The following is a 16,836-nucleotide window of genomic DNA, read 5'->3' on the forward strand; positions in this document are numbered from 1 at the left end:
CTGTTACGACTGTGGCTACCCGAAGCTCCACTCCACCTCCGGCATGGTCGCCTCATCCTCCGACGGCGATCCCAAGCCCGCCCGGGGACAGGTGGCAGGAAGCGCTTCCCTTAGCAGCATCGTCGGCCGCGTCGGATAACCAAGGACCCCCACATGACTCTCATAGACAGCAGCGGCGACCTCGCCGACCCCTACCAGGCATACATCGCCAAGAGCCGCTACGCCCGCTGGCGGGACGACGTAGGCCGGCGCGAGACCTGGACCGAGACCGTCGACCGCTACTTCGCCTTCATGACCGACCACCTCAAGACCAAGCACGGCTACATCCCGGACAAAGCGCTCGCCTACTCGCTGCGCCAGGCCGTACTCAACCACGAGGTGCTGCCGTCGATGCGCGCCATGATGACGGCCGGAGGAGCACTCGACCTGTCCGCCATCGCGGGATACAACTGCGCGTACACACCGCTGGACGACCTCCGAGCCTTCTCCGAAGTCCTCTTCATCCTGCTCAATGGCACCGGCGTGGGCTTCTCCGTCGAACGCCGCTACGTCGACCAGCTCCCGCCCGTCGCCCACCCCCAGCTCGACCTCGGCACAGTGCTGTGGGTGGGCGACAGCAAGCTCGGCTGGGCTGAGGCTTTTGCCGCCCTGCTGGACATGGTGTGGATTCAGGGCCGCGTCCCCACGGTCAACTACGACCGCATCCGACCCGCCGGCTCCAGGCTGAAGACGTTCGGCGGCCGTGCGTCAGGGCCGGAGCCGCTGAAGGATCTGTTCGAGTTCACCGTGGAGCTGCTGCGTGTCGCCCAGGGCCGGAAGTTGCGGCCGATCGAAGCTCATGATCTGGCGTGCAAGGTGGCGTCGGTGGTGGTGGTTGGTGGTGTGCGCCGGTCGGCGATGATCAGCCTCTCCGACCTGGACGACCAGGAGATGGCCCAGGCAAAAGCGGGGGAGTGGTGGATCGCCCACCCCTACCGGGCCCTTGCCAACAACTCCGCCGTCTACCACGACACCGTCACTCGGGAGCAGTTCGACGCCGAGTGGCAGACGCTGCGGGAATCGGGCAGCGGTGAGCGCGGGATCTTCCACCGAGACGCGGCCCGCAGGATCGCCGCGCGCTGGGGCCGGCGGGACGCCGACACCGAGTACGGCACCAACCCGTGCAGCGAGATCATCCTGCGCCCTCGGTCCTTCTGCAACCTGTCCACCGTCGTCGTACGCCCGCAGGACGACCTGCTCGACCTGAAGCGCAAGATCAGCCTGGCGGCGATCCTCGGCACCTGGCAGGCAACTCTGACCGACTTCCCCTTCCTGCGTGAGGAATGGTCACGCAACGCGGAAGAGGAGCGCCTCCTGGGCGCCTCTATGACCGGGATTTTCGGAAACCCGCTCCTGGTGGACGGCCACGGTCGCCAGCTGAAGAACGACGTGCTGGAACAACTGCGCCACGAAGCCCGCGTCGCCAACGAGCTGGAGGCGGAGCTGCTTGGCATTCCGGCCTCGGCTGCCATCACCGCGGTCAAGCCTGAGGGCACGACGTCTCAAATGACCGGTGTGTCGTCCGGCCTGCATCCGCCGCACAGCCCCTACTGGGTGCGGACCGTGCGCAGCGATGTGAAGGACCCCATCTCGGACTTCCTCATCGACTCCGGCGTTCCCTACGAGAAGGACGTACTCAACGATACGAATTGGGTCTTCTCGTTCCCCCAGCGGGCCGCTGCCGGCGCTCTGACGCGAGACGACCTGAGCGCTGTTGAGCACCTGGAACTGTGGCTCGACTACCAGCGCCATTACTGCGAGCACAAGCCGTCCGTGACGGTGTCCGTCCGAGAAACGGAGTGGGACGGGGTACGAGAATGGGTGTGGCAGCACATCGACGAGATGTCAGGAGTATCGTTTCTTCCCTTCTCTAACCATACGTATCAGCAGGCGCCTTACCAGGAGTGCCAGGAAGACGCTTACCGTGAGCTGAAGAGCAAGATGCCGCGTTTGTTCTGGTCGGAGCTGGTGCATTACGAGACCTCGGACCAGACCATCGGGTCGCAGGAATTGGCCTGCGCAGCAGACGGATGTGATCTGAAGTAGGAGGAACTTATGGCAAGCGAAGCCGAAGCGGCGGTAGCCGCAGCCCTGAAGAGCGTGTCCTCGGGACTGGAAGACCGGATGGAACACTTCTCTGCTGACTACGACCCGGAAGGCGACGAGGCAAACTACCCCTGGGCGCTGGGCGAGCTGGCAGATGAGCTGCGCCTCGCAGCGGACGACATCACCGCTTAGCAACTCCAGTTGGTAAGTAAGCCCCCGAACCTGGCTCGGGGGCTTCTCCATGCCACAGCTCTTTACCTTTTCGTGACGGAGGGTACCAACATTAGCTTGAGACATTAAGCGGCAGTCGCGCATAGTCTCCTCGCATCGAAATCGCAGGTAAACCCACTTGCCTGGCAATGATGAGGGGAGGACATTCATGGCCCTGACCGATGAAGCGGTCGCTCTCATGGCCAAGATAAACAAGCAGTACGGAGCAGGAAGCCTCGTTGTAGCCAGCTCCCTTAAGAACTCCGGGCAGCTCCCTACAGGAATTCTGTCCCTTGACCTGATCCTCGGCGGCGGGTTCCCTCGCAATCAGTGGAGCGAGGTCATCGGGATGGAAGGCAGTGGAAAGACAACTGTCTGCCACAAGCTCATATCCCACAATCAGGCGGCTAACCCGGACTTCACTGCGCTGTGGATCGCGGCCGAGGCGTACGACAGAGACCAGGCCGCCATGATCGGAGCCAACCCCGACCAGGTCATCGTCCACGCCACCAACCGGATGGAAGAGGCTTTCCAGGTCGCCATCGATGCGGCCGAGGCCCGTGCCGTCGACCTCATCGTCCTGGACTCCTACCCCGCCCTGGTGCCAGACGGCGAAGCCGAAAAGGACATGGACGAGGCATCCATGACGCTCGGCGCCCGGCTCATGGGAAAGTTCTTCCGGAAGGTCGGCAAGGAAACCGGCCGCGCCACAACGGACGACACTCGCCCCGTCACCGGAATCATCATCAATCAGTGGCGCGAGAAGATCGGCGGCTTCTCCCCGCAGGGCACCCCCAAGACCACACCCGGCGGTCTCGCGAAGAACTTCGCCTACTACTCACGCGTCGAAGTCTCACGAGCTGACTGGATAGACGAAGCGCGCCCCGGAAAGGGAAAGGCCCGCATCGGCCAGGTCATGCGCTTCCGCACCATCAAGAACAAACAGATCGCCGGGCAGAAGGTCTCGGAGACCGACTACTACTTCGAAGACGCCAAGACCACCGCGCTCCGCGCCGGCGACTTCGACATCGGCAAAGACCTCTATCTGTGGGCGCTCTTCTACGACATCCTCACCCGCCGCGGCAGCTACTTCGATTTCGGTTCCCACACCTGGAAGGGCAAGGACCCGGTCCTCGCCGCCATCCGAGAAGACCTCGACCTCCAGGAAGAACTCAAACAAGCTGTACTCACGGCCGCAGACCCACGTACCCACCAAGCCCTGGAGGCAGCATGATCCTGACCATCCTGTGGTTTCTCGACGCCCTGCTCGCCATCAACGCCATCGCGTGTTTCGTCTCAGCCTGGATGGCCCGGAGCGACTGCCGGCACATGCAGGAGATTTTCGACGAGCTGGTGAAGCGTCGAGACAGCCCGGAGAAGCCATGACCGTCAGCGGCACCAAGCGCAGCCAGCGCCAGGAGCAGCGACTAGCTACCCGGTACGACGGCCGGTGCAACCCCGGCTCGGGCAACGGCTGGATCTTCAAGAACGACGTTCGCTCCGATCGGTTCTCTTTCGAAGCAAAAACCACGACGAAGAAGTCCTACCCCCTGAAGCTTGACGAGCTGCTGGCCGCGGAGAAGCACGCACTGATCTCCGGTCGGGAGATGGTCTTCGTCACCGAAATCGGCGGACGCAACTGGATGACAGTCAGCCAGGACACTTTCGACTTCCTTGTGGAAGAGAGCGGCGATAGCTAGTGGCTCTCTTCTCCCGCAAGGCAGCGCCTGACTGGAGCGCGGGAGACGATCCAGAAGCAGAAGCGAAGTGCCGGAAGTTCCCTACGCCTCATACCAACAAGAACGATCCGTGGTTCCACGATATGAACCACGCGCGCGACATCTGCAACGGCACTAATGACGGTGTCGTCTGCCCGATGCGTTCCTTGTGCCTGACGCAAGCCATGGTCAACTGCGAACGCAACGGCGTCTGGGGCGGCCTCGGACAGCACGAACTCGGATTCATGCGCAAGAAGTACCGACACCACCCCGAGAAGTGGCAACGCGTCCACAGCCTCCTCCTCGCCATCGCTGATGCAAAGGAGAAAGCCCGTGACTGATGCTCAAGAAGCCTTCTGGTCACGGGTCCACAAGACCGACACCTGCTGGAAATGGACCGGAGGTACTCGCGGTAATGGCTACGGCACCTACTGGGTGGACGGGAAGCGCTACTACGCCCACCGCTACAGTTACTACCTCACCTATGGGGTCATGCCAGCCGGAGTCATTTTGCACCACTGCGACAACCCCATATGCATCCGCCCCGACCATCTCTCCGACGGCACTCAGGCGGACAACGTACTCGACATGTGGGCCAAGGGCCGCGGCAGCGCACCACCACTCCACGTCGGAGAGGCCCATCACCAGACCCGACTGACCGCAGCCGACATCCTCCGCATCCGTACGCGATACACCGCCGGCGCATCCCAGCAAGCTCTGGCCGACCAGTACGGACTCGCGCGCTCCACCGTCGGAAAGATCGTACGAGGTCAGTCCTGGCGGCACGTACATGCACAGACAAAGGCAGCAGCATGAAGGCCCCACGCCCTCGCCGGACGGTCAAGAAGCCTCCCCCTAGCCTCGATGACCTGTTCGCATCTCGCCGCAGCGAAGAATCGTTTCTCGCCGCAGCAAAGACGCACGTCGTCAATAAGAATGCAGCCGACACTAGTCGGCGTCAGGACATCATCCATCCATCCGAGGTCGCCAAGGCCGACTGGTGCCCCCGTGCCACGTATTTGCGAATCTCCACTGGCATCTACCACAAGGAGAAGTTCGGCTTCCAATCGCTCAACATCTTTGACCACGGCCACGAAGTCCACCGCAAGTGGCAGAACCGAGCCTGGGAGATGGACTGGCTCGAAGGTAATTTCAAGTGTCTGAACTGCGGAGAAGTGCGTTGGGCGAAGAGCCCCGACATCTGCGACGTCTGTAGGTCGAGCGCTCTGGAGTACGCCGAAGTCCCGCTCCGCGCCACCACCACCCACCAGATATCCGGCCACGCCGACGGCCTTCTAGCCCCCATCAGCAAGATCCTCGAAGTCAAGACAGTGGGGGAGGGGACCTACCGCTTCGAGCACCCAAAGCTCCTGACGGCGCACAGCCGCAAGGACGCCGACGGTGCCCCCTACGTAGACGTCAAGAAACTGTGGGCCAACACCACGGTCCCGTTCCCCTCACACCTGCGTCAGGTCCAGATCTACATCTGGCTCGCCAATCAGATCCCCGGCGTAGAGGTCGACGGCGCGGAGTTCATCTACGAGTCCAAGATGCACCAGGCCGTCAAAAGCTTCACGGTCAAGACGAACTTCGACCTCGTCGCTGATCGCATACACACCTGCCGCGAAATCAAGCTCCGGCTCGTAAAGAAGGACCGCCCGCCGGCCTGCCCCAAGGGCGGCTGCAAGGACTGCACGGCCTACGAGGAGAGAGATGGCGCAGCCACCCGACGACGCGGCGCCGACGCTGGCACGGCAGACCGCACGGCGCCTGCGTCTGAAAGGTCTGAGACTTCCGCAACGCCCCGGCGAGGAAACCCCGGAGCTGCCGGCGGACCTGACCGACCTGAGCGACGACGAGCTGATGACCCTCTTCGTGCAGATGACGACCTGGGCCGAGTTCGCCGGAACACGGCTCGCTCAGGCGGCAGTCGACGAAAAGCAGGCTGAGACCGACCTCGACCGCCTGCGAGCCATCGCCGCGGTGAAGGCCCGCACCGAGAAGTCCGTCACCGCACAGAAGGCCGCCGCGGCTGCCGACCCCGACGTCCTGGCCGCGGTCGACACCTACAACGCGACCTACGCGAGCCGGAAGTTGCTCGACGCCCTCTATACCGGCCTGACAGCGAAAGCCGCGGTCGTCTCCCGCGAACTGACGCGCCGCGTCGGCCGCCACGACAGAGAGAGCCGGGCCCAACGCTGGAATACCTGAGAGGAAAACATGCGCACCGAACAGATGTGGCTCCACAAGAGCCTCACCAAGCTCGCGGTACTTACCAATGTCCACACCGGTATCTACCAGGCGACCGTTTACAACCTGACGACTGGTCGGCGTACCTCTGTGCACATCCGTCCGGCGAGCCTGCTCAAAAATTACCGACCCATATCGAACTGAGAGGTACACCATGACGATTCGCTTTCGGCTGAGCAGCCACACCAAGGTGCACCATCTCATGGTCGACACACAGCGCACAGGAGAGCTGAAGTCCGGAGGCGTCGGATTTTCTCTCATGCTGGACGCAACCGACCTGGCAGCCCTGCGCAAGGCTGTAGGTCCGGCCGATACCGTCATCGAGCTACAGCGTCAGCTCGACAACGCGCTGGGCGTCAAGGCGGAGCTGACGAAGGAGGTCGAGAGTCTGACCGGTGAGATGGCTAAGCTCAAGCAGAAGCTGGCGGATGAGACTGAAGCGCACAAGGTTTGCGATGCCATGGCGGACCAGGCGAATCGAGATGCGAGCAAAGAACATGTTCGCCAGTCCAAGGAAGTCGCCGAACTCAAGGAAAAGGTCAACAGTCTTCAGCAGGCCAAGAACATTCTCGACGATCGTTGTAAGCGGCTGTCCGAGCAGAACCGGCGCCTGTCCACTCCCGCGCCTATCCCTTTTGGCCTGCTGACCAACCGGACGGCCTCCTGCGGCTCCACGATCCTTCATCGGAAGTATGAGAAGACGCTCGCGGAGTTGAAGATTGCACGTGCTGATGCGGAGAGCAGTAAGACTGCCTATCAGGAGCTGCTGACCAAGTGGCTGGCGGGGAACAAGTGATGACCCAGAGCGCCACCGTCTGCGCCTGCGGCTACGAAATCGGCGAAGACGAAGAGCGTGAATACATCGACGACGAAGTCCTGTGCTCAGTATGCCGAATTGAGCCCTTCGCTGCTTAGGAGACCCGTGAGCAAGCTGACCAAGCAGATGATTGTCCCTGGCCAGGTCTGGGCCGACAAGGACAGGCGCCGGCAGGGACGCACCGTCCTTGTTGACAAGGTCGACGACTACTACGTACACGTCACTACGCTGACCAATAGCCTCCGAACCCAGTCCCAGGTGGACGCAGGCCGCCACCAGTTGGACAAGCGCAACTTGACGTCCAAGGTCTTGCGCAGCCGCTTTGGCTCCGACTGCTACCGCCTGCTGAGCCAGGACAAGGTCGCGGTGCTCCAGTTCCCGTATGCCTGCGCTAACGGCCAGCCGCATAAGTGGCTGCCTGTGCAGACGTTCCTCTCCAGCCTGCCGCACGCTGAGGTCGTCCTGGTCTGCCAGCGGCTCGACTGCCTGGCACATACCATCCGACGCAGCCGCTACGTCACGGACGCGGTCCTCCCCGGCGAGCTGGCCGCATGAGGCAGGTCGACGAGGACGCGGCTGAGGTCTTTCGAGTGGTCCGCATCGTCACGTACAGGAACGGCGGTCGACGCCGATTCTGCTACGGCCCCTACCCCACCATGCCCTCCGCGAAGGGAGCCCGGTCCGTGCTGCAACGAGATCGTCCCCGCTCCTGGGAGGGCGCGGCCTCCTACGACTACGAGATACAGCGTGCGACCACTCAGTGGGAGACCGTGTGACGTATGCGTTCGTCGGGATCGACCAGTCCTACAGCGGTTTCGGCTTCGCGGTCTACTGCCATCCGAGCGAGATATATCAGACCAAGACCGGCAAGTGGGAAGCCGCGAAATTCGCGTCCCAGAGTGATCGGCTCACCAAGATCTTCCGCGACGTTCAGATGATGCTTTCCAGCGTCCATTGCGCTTTCGGAGGAATAGAAGCCGTGGCGATGGAAGGCTACTCCCACGGATCGAAGTTCCAGCGCGAAACCCTCGGAGAACTCGGGGGAGCAGTCAAGCTAGCCATCACCGAGATAGCCGGCGTCTACTCCTGGCGCCACCCCATCATCGTCCCTCCGCCCACCCTCAAGAAGTACGTCACCGGAAAGGGCACGGCCACCAAGCAGGAGATGCTCGACACCGTAGCCCGCCGCTACGGAGCCACCTTCTACGACGACAACTTGGCCGACGCCTACGCTCTGGCCCGCGTCGCCTGCTCCGTGTACACCGGCAAGGGAAGCAAGGATGAGCTAGCCGCCCTGGAGAAACTCAAGAGCCCGACCAGGCTCAAAACAGTGGCATGAACAGAAGGCCCTCGCGCCAGCGGGGGCCTTCGCTATTACCACAATGAGAAAACGCCTACCTACCCTCGATAGCGAATAACAAGCGGCTGCCGAGGGCGCAGGAGGCCACCTTGAGCGAGCACATCATTTCGTCCGGCCAGTTCCCCACCATGGGCAAGTCGATGGCTCTGGCGAGCACCTACGTCCAGCCACAGGGCGGCACGCCCGTCAAGAAGAAGGGCAACGCCAAGGGGGGCAGTGCCTATCCCGAGCACGCCACCGGCATTAAGGCCCGCAAGCTCGACCGCGTCGGCATCGGCGCCATTCGTGCCGACCGCCACGTCTCCAATGTGCCCATCGCTAGCGCTACCGGTCGCAACGTCAAGATCATGCCGACCAAGTTCTGCACGGATGGTAAGTAATGCTCCCCGCCATTCTCGGCGCCGCCCGCGCTGTGCTGCCCACCCTCGCCCGGTCCGCAGCGCCAGCAGCCGCAGGTGCCAACACATCACGCGTGCTGAGCGCTGCCCAATTCGGCGCCGCGGCGGCCAGCTCGTCCTCCGACGAGACGCAGCCCGCGCCGCAGGAGGAATCCAACCCCGTCTACAACCGCTAGGAGCACCCAATGTCGCAGATTGCCTTCGGCTCCGGCGTCCTCAACGGCAGTCAGTTCGGAAAGGTGAGCCGGGAGGTTGCCGGAATGCAGTCCGGCACTCAGCCCATGGAACGCACTTCCGCCGTCGGCAACATCGTCGGCGGCCTGACCGGCGCCGACAGCACCTACGCCTCCGGCGTCCTCGCCCGCATCGCCGACATCCAGACCGAGGCCCGCACCCGCGGCATGACCCCCGAGCAGGTCGTCCAGCGACGCCAGCGCGACCAGACCGGCTCCAACACCGTCACCCGCTACGCCGGGTCCAACCCCGTCCGCAACACACAGGTGGGCTGATGAGCGACATCCTCTACTCCACGCCCTACCAGCTCCCCGGCGCCGGCAGCTCCGTCGTCGGCGGAGGCGGCAGCACCACCATCACTGGCGCCCGCGACATCTCGATTGCCCGCGGCCGACTCTCCGCGCCACGCCTGGGCGAGGCCGAATACCCCGACGGCCTTCTCGGTACCGTCACGTCCCGCCGCTCCGACCGGCTCGCCAACAACAGCACGCGCACCGCCGAACGCAACAATGCCCGCCCCTACACCCGAGGCGTCCACAAAGGCTCTCGTCTCGCCCCTGACGATTACCACTGGCCCTCCGGTTTCGGGCCGATGACCGGCATTGAGCACCAGATGCGCGGACAGCGATGGACCGCCCAGGGAAGCCCGGAAGGCAACCACCTGGCCCACGAAGGCAAGTACTCCGCCACCCCCGACCCTGAGCAGACCGCCGAGCGCCTCCAGGCCCTGCGCGCCCTGCTCCCCACCTGGAGGTAGCCGTGGAGTACGCACCCCGCCCCTGGTCCACCGCCCGCGAGCAACAGGTCGACGACATGCTCGCCGCGATGTGCGAACCCGTTCCCGAAGGCCCCTGGCGAGCCCCGCAGCCCCAATTCGGCATCCACGGTCAGCGCAAGATCAGCCCCACCCTCGACGATGCCCTGGCCGTCGATTCCGTCTACCCACCGCCCCGCAAGGACCCCCATGCCGGATAAGGACGCCCAGAAGCAACCGCTCAGCCTCTTCGACCGCCGGCGCTCCGGCCGAGGCGACAACGTCAAGTTCACCGTCGACAGCGACAGATTGCTCGCCCAGTCGCGGCTCGCCAACGTCTTCAACGACCGCTCGCTGCTGGGCTCGAAGAAACGTCTCACCCCACCGATACCGCGCACCAAGAAGCCGGAGGCCCCCTGATGGCATACGTCCCCCGCGGCCCGCTCACCGATGAACTCGCGTACGGCCTGAGCGACGCCACGGTCCGAAAGGCCAACCCCAACCGCGGCGGCCATGTAGAGCGCCTCACCGAAGACAGCCGCGACCGCACCCTCGAACCCCGGCTTTTCGGAGGCCAGGGACTCAGCGACGCCGGCGCCGCAGCACACCTCACCCCCTACCCGGAGCGCTCCCACCGCTACGCCTGACACCACGAAAGAGAGACCTATGGGCACACGCTGGATACCCGGCGCCGAGCGCCTCGGAGACGGCAGCATCGGCGGAGACATGGACACCCCCGGACTGCCGCCCCGCGTCGTCTGGCACAGCACCGAAAGCGGCTCCGGCGACGACGCCTTCCGTAACGTCGGCGACTACCTCATCAACATCGGTGCCGAGCCTCACATCCTCTACGACCCCGTCACCGATCGCATCGGCCAGTACGGACCACTCGACGAATCCGCGCGAGCCCTACGCAACGACGGCTCCAGTCGCACCAACCGAACCGGGCGCGTCTGTATCCAGATTGAGGTACTGGCCAGGGCAGCCAATCCCTTTACCAGTTACTGGCGACCGGGACCGAACTTCCGCGCCCTCATGGCAGCCATCCGGAGCTGGGGCGTCCCCGACACCTTCCCCATGGGTGCTCCGCCGGCCTACCCCGGAGGCTCCCGACGTACGCGCTCCGTCTGGCTCTACGAAGGCGGCCATTACTGCCACGCAAATGTTCCCGGTAACGATCACGGCGACCCTGGCTGCATTTCTGCGGCCCGACTCTTTGCTGCGGCCGGCGGGGGAGGGAGCAAGCCCACCGGCCGGACGTGGATTGTGCGCGCTGGGCAGACCATGGCAGGCATCGCCGCGGCCGTCGGCATCTCCCTGGCCTCGCTGATCGGCGCCAACCCTCAGGTTCATAACCCCAACGTGATCAAGCCCGGCCAGGAGCTGCACCTGCCAGATGGTGCCAAGCCGCAGCCAGACCCGCCCACCACACCCAGTAAGCCGCCGGGCGGCGGAGGCGGGGGAGGAGGCATCGGCCATTACCGGGTCGTCATCGGCGGGTACAGCTACGGGCCCGGCGCCTACGGCAGCCACGTTACCCGCGTCGGCCAGGCCCTCGTCCGCCGCGGTTTCGGCAGCTATTACTCCGTTGGACCTGGCCCTCGCTGGACCGATGCCGATACCCGCGCGTACGCCGCTTTCCAGCGCTCCCTTGGGCACACCGGTGTCGCTGCCGACGGCATTCCCGGTCCGGCCACGTTGCGCGTCCTCCTTGGCTCCGGCAGCAGCTCCAGCTCGTATCCGGGCCGCGCAGCAGTCCGCTACGGAGCCAGTGGCCCCCAGGTGCTGGCCGTCGACAAGGCTCTGCTCCGCAAGGGCTATGGACGCTACCTCTCTTACGGCCCTTCGAGCTTTTATGGAAAGACAACCCGAGCCGGGGTCAAGGCATTTCAGAAGAACCAGGGATGGTACGGCACCGACGCTGACGGAAACGTCGGGCCGATCACATGGCGGAGGCTAATGCAGTGAACGATTACATCAAGAAGAATCCGATCCTCACCCGAACTCTGGTGGTGGGCCTCCTGACTGCCCTGGTGCACTTTGTGCCGGGCCTGGCAGGCGTAGAGGCGAACGAGGCTGTCATCGGCGGTCTCAATACGCTGCTCGTCCTCATCGTCGGCCTGGAATCCCGCACCAAGGTCACGGCCAACCAGCACGTGGTCGTCGATGCACGCGACAGCCAGCAGTAACACTCACGATTACGGCTACGGAACAATGCAGGCAGCAAGCGTATTGTTCCGTAGCCGGTTCGCGAAGGGAAAAACATGACCCACACTGAGCACAACTTCACCGCACTGGAGATATGCGCCGGAGCCGGAGGGCAGGCACTCGGACTGCACCAGGCAGGCTTCCGCCACCACGCACTGATCGAGATCGACAAGCACGCGTGCGAGGCGCAGCGCTAACGCCTGCCCCTGCGCACGCGTGCTTACCACGCGTGCGAGACACTGAAGCTCAACGTCACGGAGAAGAATGGCTGGGACGACTGCCGGATCATCACAGCTGACCTGACGAAGCTCGACCCAGCAGAGCTGGCCCTGGAACCCGGCACGCTCGACCTGCTGGCCGGTGGAGTGCCGTGCCCGCCCTTCTCAGCCGCGGGCAAGCAGCTGGGCCCGGATGACGAGCGCGATCTCTTCCCCACAATGCTCGACCTGGTGAGCTACCTGAAGCCCAAGGCCGTCATGATCGAGAATGTACGCGGCCTGCTCGAACCGCCGCGGAAGTTCCAGCGCTACCGCGACGATGTGATCAAGACCCGCCTCCTTGCCGAGGGCTACGTCATCTGCGATTGGCGAGTCGTCAAGGCGTGCGATTACGGAGTACCTCAGCTCAGGCCGCGCTCGATCCTCATAGCCATGCAGCCGCAGTTCGCTGCCCATTTCACCTGGCCGACGCCCGAGCGGGGCGAGCAGGTGACGGTGGCGAAGGCGCTCGCGCCAACGATGAGGAAGCGCTTCGGCGACTCATCGGCTGGCAAGAAGGCGTACGCGCGCTGGCACAAAGCCGCCAGCACAGGCATAGCCCCCACCCTCGTGGGCGGGTCCAAGAAGCATGGAGGCGCCGACCTCGGCCCCACCCGGGCACGGGCCGCCTGGCGCAAACTCGGAATCGACGCCCGCAGCGTCGCCGATGACCCCGAGGCCACGAAGAACTCGGCCCGTGACCTCTACAGCACGGACAAGGACGGCCAGCCGATCGGCCCGAGACTGACCGTCGCTCAAGCCGCGATCATCCAAGGCTTCCCCGCCCACTGGCGTTTCGCTGGCCGTAAGACAACGGCCTACCGACAGGTCGGTAACGCCTTCCCGCCGCCGGTCGCCCGAGCTGTCGGCAAGCACATCATCGCTGCTCTGGAGAAGGGGAACTAGTTCCGCTGTACTGAGCGGCTAACAGTGCCCCGGCTAACTCCAGGCCGGGGCACTTCCTTACCCTCAAATTAACTTCGGAGGGAGAGCCGAAGCGCCCTGTCCCCAACGAATGGGAACTGTATGCGCAAGCTCGCCCTCGCCCTGATCCCCGCCGTCCTCGTCACCGCTGCCACCACCGAGCAGGCCGCGGCACGAGGAACCAGCTCCACGCGATACCACATGGTCACGACGACGAAGACCACGCTGGCCGCCCGGACCTACACCATCCGCTCTGGCGACACCCTCAGCAGCATCGCCCAGGACCAGCTCGGTGACGCCTCCAAGTGGCAGGCTCTCTACCGCGACAACCGCGCCACCATCGGCCCCAACCCCAGCCTGATCTATCCAGGTCAGAAGCTGCGGCTCGCCGTCGGCACGGCTCCGAAGCCCAAGCCCACCCCGCACGAACGTGGCAATTCCACCACCACGTGGGACCGCCTCGCCCAGTGCGAATCCGGCGGCAATTGGCACATCAACACCAGCAACGGCTTCTACGGCGGCCTCCAGTTCACCCTCACGACCTGGCGGGCCTTCGGCGGCACGGGAATGCCGCACAACGCCAGCAAGGCCGAGCAGATCCGAATCGCCGAAAAGGCGCTTCACGGTCAGGGACCGGGCGCCTGGCCCGTCTGCTCCTACAAGGCAGGTATGCGTTAGTAGACTCACACCACTGACGGCCGTGGGCTTTCAGCAGAGAAGCCAGGTGACCTGGGGCAGACCGGGAGCCTGGCTTCTCGCATTCACGCTAACAGCCTTCTCGCGGCAGCACTTAATTTGGGGTCACCATAAAGAAAGACACCAGGAGACCCCGTGGCAGAAGAATTCATCCGGCTGCTGATGTGCAAGGACTGCAAGTCCATCGAGGAGCTACCTGACCACGAGGGAACTCCGCACGAGGACCACCTCCTGGGAAACCTGGTACGCCGCCACCGTTTCCCGGACGGCAACCCGCATACGGCCCACCCCCTGGTACGCATAGCCAAGAAGAACTGGGGTAACGCCGAACACCGGCAGGCCATCCTCACCAAGCTCAACGAGGCCGTCGCCAACGGCGGCTCCGACGGCCTGGGAGCCGAGTTCTACGGACTCAAGGACACCTTCCGCGAAGACGCCTTGTCCTGCTGGAAGAAGCACAACCGCACCCTCGACTGCGGGGACTTCCGAAGCAAGCGCGTCATGCTCACCCCCGGCACCGCCACCGAACGCAAGGCCGCCGGCCTCCCCAAGTACCGCTCCGCCAAGGACCGCTACCTCTGCGATTTCTGCCCGGTCATGAACCGCGTCCGTGCTGACCACTACGACAAGACCGCCGCCAAGGAGAGCTGATGCCGAAGCCCAGCATCGGACGCATAGTCCACTACCGGTCTTACGGAACTCCCGGTGGGGAGCACCGACCAGCATGTCGCTTCGCCATCATCACTGAGACCCACGACGACGAACGTGCCAGCCTTGTCGTCTTCAACCCCAACGGTCTCTACTTCGACCGCGGCTGCCCCTACGACGAGGCCGGCCAGCTCGGAGGCACCTGGCACTGGCCCGAGCGCATCAAGGAGAGCTGATGCCCACAGCGAAGAAGACCGCGGCCAAGAAGCCGAGCGCGGGGGAGACCGCAGCCAAGGGCGGTAAGTGGACCGGCGGCACGACCAAAAAGGGCTACGGCTCCGTACGCGATCCCAAGACCGGCAAGGTGACCTACGCCCACCGCCTGGCCGCGGAGAAGAAGCTGGGCCGCAAGCTGCGCTCGGACGAAACCGTTGACCACAAGAACGGCGACTACACCGACAACCGGCCCAGCAACCTGCGTGTCGTATCCCGAGCCGAAAACACCCGCCTCCGCCACCAGCGAGACAAGAAGAAGGGCAATAAGTGAGTGCCGCGGAACACATTTTAGGGTTCTGGGTTGGCATAGCCATCTACGAGACGTACCTGCTCATCAGCCCTCACTTCGGTGACACCTTCACAGAGCGTTGGGCAGCCTGGAAGGAGAGGCATAGCCGCACGGGAGTGATCATCTTCTACGCTGCGTGTCTCGGGCTTCCCACAGCCTTACTACTTCGTGCTTTGACCACTTGATCCCACGGCGCTACTAACAGTTCTTCTCGGGCCACTCATAGCTTCAGTCCTATGAGTGGCCCCAACGCTTTCTACGAACGACTCACTGAGTCCCTCGCCGACATCGCCGACCCGGAGCAGGGTGGCAGCGGGTACTTCTCCGAGCCATCTGACACGCTCGACCCGAACCTTTTTGACGGCACGCACATCAGGGCAGACGTACGCGACTGGATTCTCCGCACCCTGAGCGACTTCTTCATGGTCACCCCAGGATTCAACCAGTGGGCCGAAGTCTGGCTCGCCGGGTCCGGCATCACCTACCAATGGGCAGCCGACCGAGGCAACGGAGACCTTGACGTACTCATCGGTGTCGACTTCCCCCAGTTCGCTCACTACAACGACCAGTACGCCGGACTCACCTCCGAAGAGGTAGCCAAGCTCGTCAACGAGTCACTGCGCAGCGCGCTATGGCCCACCACGGCCACCGTCCAGATCGGGACAGGCACCTACGAGGTCACCTTCTACTGGAACTCGGCGCACGGCGTGAAGGACATCAAGGCCATCAACCCCTACGCGGCGTACTCCCTCACCCGCGACGAGTGGACCATCGAGCCGCCCAAGTTGCCCACCGATCCCCGCTCCAGTTACCCCGACGAGTACGCCGAAGCAGCAACACGCGACGAGCAGCAGGCCAAGCGCCTGCTCGACCGGTACCGCAACCTCTCCAGCAGCCTCTCCGCCCTCGCCAAGGGCAGCCCCGGCTGGATGAACGCCGCGGCCGAACTGCGCCAGGTCATCGCCGAGGCCACCACCCTCTACGACGGCATCCACCTCGGCCGGCGCCAGGCATTCAGCCCCCAAGGCAGCGGCTACGCCGATTTCAACAACTACCGGTGGCAGGCCGCCAAGGAACGAGGCACTGCCCAGACACTGCGCCAGCTCAAGGAAGTCGGGGTCACAGCGCAACAGTCCACCGATGTTGCCCTGTACGGACAGGTCATCGACGACGCCCAGACCGCCCTGCTCAAGGCCGCACTGTGGGGCCGGCGTTGAACATCGCGATCACCATCGACGGAGTCCTGCGCAACCGCGAGACCGGTGGCGCCATCAACGCCGGCAAGGCGCTCTACCAGGCTCTTGCCCTCGACCACGCGCTGTACCTCCTCACCGAGGACCGCGACCCGCCTGCCACTCAGCAGTGGCTCGCCTTCAACGGCTTCACAGCGCACATGCGGATCGTCAGCCCACCGCAGACCTCAAGAGCTGTAAAGCCGGCCGACGTGCGCCTGGAGTGCCTCGGACATCTCACCGGCACCGGCATGAAGGTGGACCTGGTCGTCGAGCCTGACCCTGCCGTCAGCGTCAAGCTGCTGGCCCGCGGCTACCCCGTAGCAACGCTCACGCTGCCGCACTTCGCCAAGCCGGAATGGCGCCCGGACTACCAACAGGGCCTGCGCCCCTGGTCCGAACTGGTCGCAGAGACCGAAGCCCAGGCCCACGCTCACGCCACTGATCCCCGCCGCACCGCCGAGCCTCTCTAGGACAGCC

At 64.2% G+C, this 16,836-nt stretch carries 25 protein-coding genes and 2 pseudogenes; all 27 read left to right on the top strand.

Annotated features, from left to right (window positions below):
- The first annotated feature begins 153 nt into the window (after positions 1 to 153).
- The 27 genes and pseudogenes from IH45_RS0103445 to IH45_RS0103585 all read left to right on the top strand — a co-directional run bounded on the left by IH45_RS0103445 (position 154) and on the right by IH45_RS0103585 (position 16,829).
- Entirely contained in the window at positions 154 to 2,085 is a 1,932-nt protein-coding gene (locus IH45_RS0103445; protein ID WP_050514495.1) for a glycyl radical enzyme family protein, read from the top strand.
- A 9-nt stretch (positions 2,086 to 2,094) separates the two neighbouring features.
- On the top strand, positions 2,095 to 2,277 hold the full coding sequence (locus tag IH45_RS0103450) for a hypothetical protein (RefSeq protein ID WP_030661042.1): 183 nt from the start codon (positions 2,095 to 2,097) through the stop codon (positions 2,275 to 2,277).
- Positions 2,278 to 2,464: 187 nt separating this feature from the next.
- Entirely contained in the window at positions 2,465 to 3,529 is a 1,065-nt protein-coding gene (locus IH45_RS01000000143080; RefSeq protein WP_032916707.1) for an ATPase domain-containing protein, read from the top strand.
- Positions 3,526 to 3,681, top strand: a complete 156-nt coding sequence (locus tag IH45_RS1000000148555) for a hypothetical protein (RefSeq protein WP_158812906.1) — start codon at positions 3,526 to 3,528, stop codon at positions 3,679 to 3,681. Before IH45_RS01000000143080 ends, IH45_RS1000000148555 begins: the two co-directional genes overlap by 4 nt.
- Positions 3,678 to 3,995 (top strand): hypothetical protein, encoded by a 318-nt coding sequence (locus IH45_RS0103465; protein WP_030661046.1) that lies wholly within the window; start codon positions 3,678 to 3,680, stop codon positions 3,993 to 3,995. Before IH45_RS1000000148555 ends, IH45_RS0103465 begins: the two co-directional genes overlap by 4 nt.
- The gene (locus tag IH45_RS1000000146160; RefSeq protein WP_078897183.1) at positions 3,995 to 4,354 is read left to right on the top strand and encodes a WhiB family transcriptional regulator; all 360 of its coding nucleotides are present in this window, start codon (positions 3,995 to 3,997) and stop codon (positions 4,352 to 4,354) included. The genes IH45_RS0103465 and IH45_RS1000000146160 overlap by 1 nt, the downstream gene beginning before the upstream one ends.
- Positions 4,347 to 4,829: an HNH endonuclease gene (locus IH45_RS1000000147685; RefSeq protein ID WP_032916710.1), complete on the top strand. Its 483-nt coding sequence runs from the start codon at positions 4,347 to 4,349 to the stop codon at positions 4,827 to 4,829. The genes IH45_RS1000000146160 and IH45_RS1000000147685 overlap by 8 nt, the downstream gene beginning before the upstream one ends.
- A complete protein-coding gene (locus IH45_RS1000000148560) occupies positions 4,826 to 5,962 on the top strand; it encodes a hypothetical protein (protein WP_158812908.1) in 1,137 nt (378 codons plus the stop codon). Before IH45_RS1000000147685 ends, IH45_RS1000000148560 begins: the two co-directional genes overlap by 4 nt.
- Positions 5,877 to 6,224 carry a hypothetical protein gene (locus IH45_RS0103480; protein WP_158812910.1) on the top strand — a complete coding sequence of 116 codons (348 nt, stop codon included), beginning with the start codon at positions 5,877 to 5,879 and terminating at the stop codon, positions 6,222 to 6,224. The genes IH45_RS1000000148560 and IH45_RS0103480 overlap by 86 nt, the downstream gene beginning before the upstream one ends.
- Before the next feature lie 241 nt (positions 6,225 to 6,465).
- A complete protein-coding gene (locus tag IH45_RS0103485; RefSeq protein WP_158812912.1) occupies positions 6,466 to 7,059 on the top strand; it encodes a hypothetical protein in 594 nt (197 codons plus the stop codon).
- Positions 7,060 to 7,185: 126 nt separating this feature from the next.
- Complete coding sequence (locus IH45_RS0103495) at positions 7,186 to 7,635, top strand: hypothetical protein (protein ID WP_030661059.1); 450 nt, start codon at positions 7,186 to 7,188, stop codon at positions 7,633 to 7,635.
- A 217-nt stretch (positions 7,636 to 7,852) separates the two neighbouring features.
- Complete coding sequence (locus tag IH45_RS1000000144990) at positions 7,853 to 8,419, top strand: RuvC family protein (RefSeq protein ID WP_050514497.1); 567 nt, start codon at positions 7,853 to 7,855, stop codon at positions 8,417 to 8,419.
- 110 nt (positions 8,420 to 8,529) lie between these two features.
- Positions 8,530 to 8,820: a hypothetical protein gene (locus IH45_RS0103510; protein ID WP_030661081.1), complete on the top strand. Its 291-nt coding sequence runs from the start codon at positions 8,530 to 8,532 to the stop codon at positions 8,818 to 8,820.
- Positions 8,821 to 9,023: 203 nt separating this feature from the next.
- On the top strand, positions 9,024 to 9,347 hold the full coding sequence (locus IH45_RS0103520) for a hypothetical protein (protein WP_030661085.1): 324 nt from the start codon (positions 9,024 to 9,026) through the stop codon (positions 9,345 to 9,347).
- Complete coding sequence (locus IH45_RS0103525; protein ID WP_030661088.1) at positions 9,347 to 9,829, top strand: hypothetical protein; 483 nt, start codon at positions 9,347 to 9,349, stop codon at positions 9,827 to 9,829. Before IH45_RS0103520 ends, IH45_RS0103525 begins: the two co-directional genes overlap by 1 nt.
- A 2-nt stretch (positions 9,830 to 9,831) precedes the next feature.
- On the top strand, positions 9,832 to 10,047 hold the full coding sequence (locus tag IH45_RS0103530) for a hypothetical protein (protein ID WP_030661091.1): 216 nt from the start codon (positions 9,832 to 9,834) through the stop codon (positions 10,045 to 10,047).
- Positions 10,037 to 10,246: a hypothetical protein gene (locus IH45_RS0103535; protein ID WP_030661094.1), complete on the top strand. Its 210-nt coding sequence runs from the start codon at positions 10,037 to 10,039 to the stop codon at positions 10,244 to 10,246. Before IH45_RS0103530 ends, IH45_RS0103535 begins: the two co-directional genes overlap by 11 nt.
- Positions 10,246 to 10,473, top strand: coding sequence for a hypothetical protein (locus tag IH45_RS0103540; RefSeq protein WP_030661097.1), 228 nt, complete (start codon positions 10,246 to 10,248; stop codon positions 10,471 to 10,473). Before IH45_RS0103535 ends, IH45_RS0103540 begins: the two co-directional genes overlap by 1 nt.
- 19 nt (positions 10,474 to 10,492) lie before the next feature.
- Positions 10,493 to 11,794 carry a peptidoglycan-binding protein gene (locus tag IH45_RS1000000146165; protein WP_158812914.1) on the top strand — a complete coding sequence of 434 codons (1,302 nt, stop codon included), beginning with the start codon at positions 10,493 to 10,495 and terminating at the stop codon, positions 11,792 to 11,794.
- A complete protein-coding gene (locus tag IH45_RS0103550) occupies positions 11,791 to 12,015 on the top strand; it encodes a hypothetical protein (RefSeq protein ID WP_030661104.1) in 225 nt (74 codons plus the stop codon). The genes IH45_RS1000000146165 and IH45_RS0103550 overlap by 4 nt, the downstream gene beginning before the upstream one ends.
- Positions 12,016 to 12,090: 75 nt before the next feature.
- A pseudogene (locus IH45_RS01000000143100) lies at positions 12,091 to 13,197 on the top strand (DNA cytosine methyltransferase).
- Positions 13,198 to 13,593: 396 nt separating this feature from the next.
- Positions 13,594 to 13,887, top strand: a pseudogene (locus IH45_RS1000000151165) (transglycosylase family protein); the annotation flags it as partial.
- Positions 13,888 to 14,046: 159 nt separating this feature from the next.
- Positions 14,047 to 14,562: a hypothetical protein gene (locus IH45_RS0103565; RefSeq protein WP_030661110.1), complete on the top strand. Its 516-nt coding sequence runs from the start codon at positions 14,047 to 14,049 to the stop codon at positions 14,560 to 14,562.
- The gene (locus IH45_RS0103570; protein ID WP_030661113.1) at positions 14,562 to 14,795 is read left to right on the top strand and encodes a hypothetical protein; all 234 of its coding nucleotides are present in this window, start codon (positions 14,562 to 14,564) and stop codon (positions 14,793 to 14,795) included. Before IH45_RS0103565 ends, IH45_RS0103570 begins: the two co-directional genes overlap by 1 nt.
- On the top strand, positions 14,795 to 15,106 hold the full coding sequence (locus IH45_RS0103575; RefSeq protein WP_030661116.1) for an HNH endonuclease signature motif containing protein: 312 nt from the start codon (positions 14,795 to 14,797) through the stop codon (positions 15,104 to 15,106). The genes IH45_RS0103570 and IH45_RS0103575 overlap by 1 nt, the downstream gene beginning before the upstream one ends.
- Before the next feature lie 254 nt (positions 15,107 to 15,360).
- Complete coding sequence (locus tag IH45_RS0103580; RefSeq protein WP_030661119.1) at positions 15,361 to 16,341, top strand: hypothetical protein; 981 nt, start codon at positions 15,361 to 15,363, stop codon at positions 16,339 to 16,341.
- Positions 16,338 to 16,829 (top strand): hypothetical protein, encoded by a 492-nt coding sequence (locus tag IH45_RS0103585; RefSeq protein ID WP_158812916.1) that lies wholly within the window; start codon positions 16,338 to 16,340, stop codon positions 16,827 to 16,829. Before IH45_RS0103580 ends, IH45_RS0103585 begins: the two co-directional genes overlap by 4 nt.
- Positions 16,830 to 16,836 lie beyond the last annotated feature (7 nt).

The organism is Streptomyces rimosus subsp. rimosus (assembly GCF_000720725.1).
In the GTDB taxonomy this organism is placed as follows: domain Bacteria; phylum Actinomycetota; class Actinomycetes; order Streptomycetales; family Streptomycetaceae; genus Streptomyces; species Streptomyces rimosus_A.

Excerpts from the sequence above, each read along its gene's own strand:
- IH45_RS0103525 (WP_030661088.1), top strand. The coding sequence starts at position 9,347 with ATGAGCGACATCCTCTACTCCACGCCCTACCAGCTCCCCGGCGCCGGC.
- IH45_RS0103450 (WP_030661042.1), top strand. The coding sequence starts at position 2,095 with ATGGCAAGCGAAGCCGAAGCGGCGGTAGCCGCAGCCCTGAAGAGCGTG.
- IH45_RS1000000146165 (WP_158812914.1), top strand. The coding sequence starts at position 10,493 with ATGGGCACACGCTGGATACCCGGCGCCGAGCGCCTCGGAGACGGCAGC.
- IH45_RS0103570 (WP_030661113.1), top strand. The coding sequence starts at position 14,562 with ATGCCGAAGCCCAGCATCGGACGCATAGTCCACTACCGGTCTTACGGA.
- IH45_RS0103535 (WP_030661094.1), top strand. The coding sequence starts at position 10,037 with ATGCCGGATAAGGACGCCCAGAAGCAACCGCTCAGCCTCTTCGACCGC.
- IH45_RS1000000148555 (WP_158812906.1), top strand. The coding sequence starts at position 3,526 with ATGATCCTGACCATCCTGTGGTTTCTCGACGCCCTGCTCGCCATCAAC.
- IH45_RS0103580 (WP_030661119.1), top strand. The coding sequence starts at position 15,361 with ATGAGTGGCCCCAACGCTTTCTACGAACGACTCACTGAGTCCCTCGCC.
- IH45_RS0103485 (WP_158812912.1), top strand. The coding sequence starts at position 6,466 with ATGGTCGACACACAGCGCACAGGAGAGCTGAAGTCCGGAGGCGTCGGA.
- IH45_RS0103445 (WP_050514495.1), top strand. The coding sequence starts at position 154 with ATGACTCTCATAGACAGCAGCGGCGACCTCGCCGACCCCTACCAGGCA.
- IH45_RS0103465 (WP_030661046.1), top strand. The coding sequence starts at position 3,678 with ATGACCGTCAGCGGCACCAAGCGCAGCCAGCGCCAGGAGCAGCGACTA.
- IH45_RS0103480 (WP_158812910.1), top strand. The coding sequence starts at position 5,877 with ATGACCCTCTTCGTGCAGATGACGACCTGGGCCGAGTTCGCCGGAACA.
- IH45_RS01000000143080 (WP_032916707.1), top strand. The coding sequence starts at position 2,465 with ATGGCCCTGACCGATGAAGCGGTCGCTCTCATGGCCAAGATAAACAAG.
- IH45_RS0103520 (WP_030661085.1), top strand. The coding sequence starts at position 9,024 with ATGTCGCAGATTGCCTTCGGCTCCGGCGTCCTCAACGGCAGTCAGTTC.
- IH45_RS0103540 (WP_030661097.1), top strand. The coding sequence starts at position 10,246 with ATGGCATACGTCCCCCGCGGCCCGCTCACCGATGAACTCGCGTACGGC.
- IH45_RS1000000148560 (WP_158812908.1), top strand. The coding sequence starts at position 4,826 with ATGAAGGCCCCACGCCCTCGCCGGACGGTCAAGAAGCCTCCCCCTAGC.
- IH45_RS0103575 (WP_030661116.1), top strand. The coding sequence starts at position 14,795 with ATGCCCACAGCGAAGAAGACCGCGGCCAAGAAGCCGAGCGCGGGGGAG.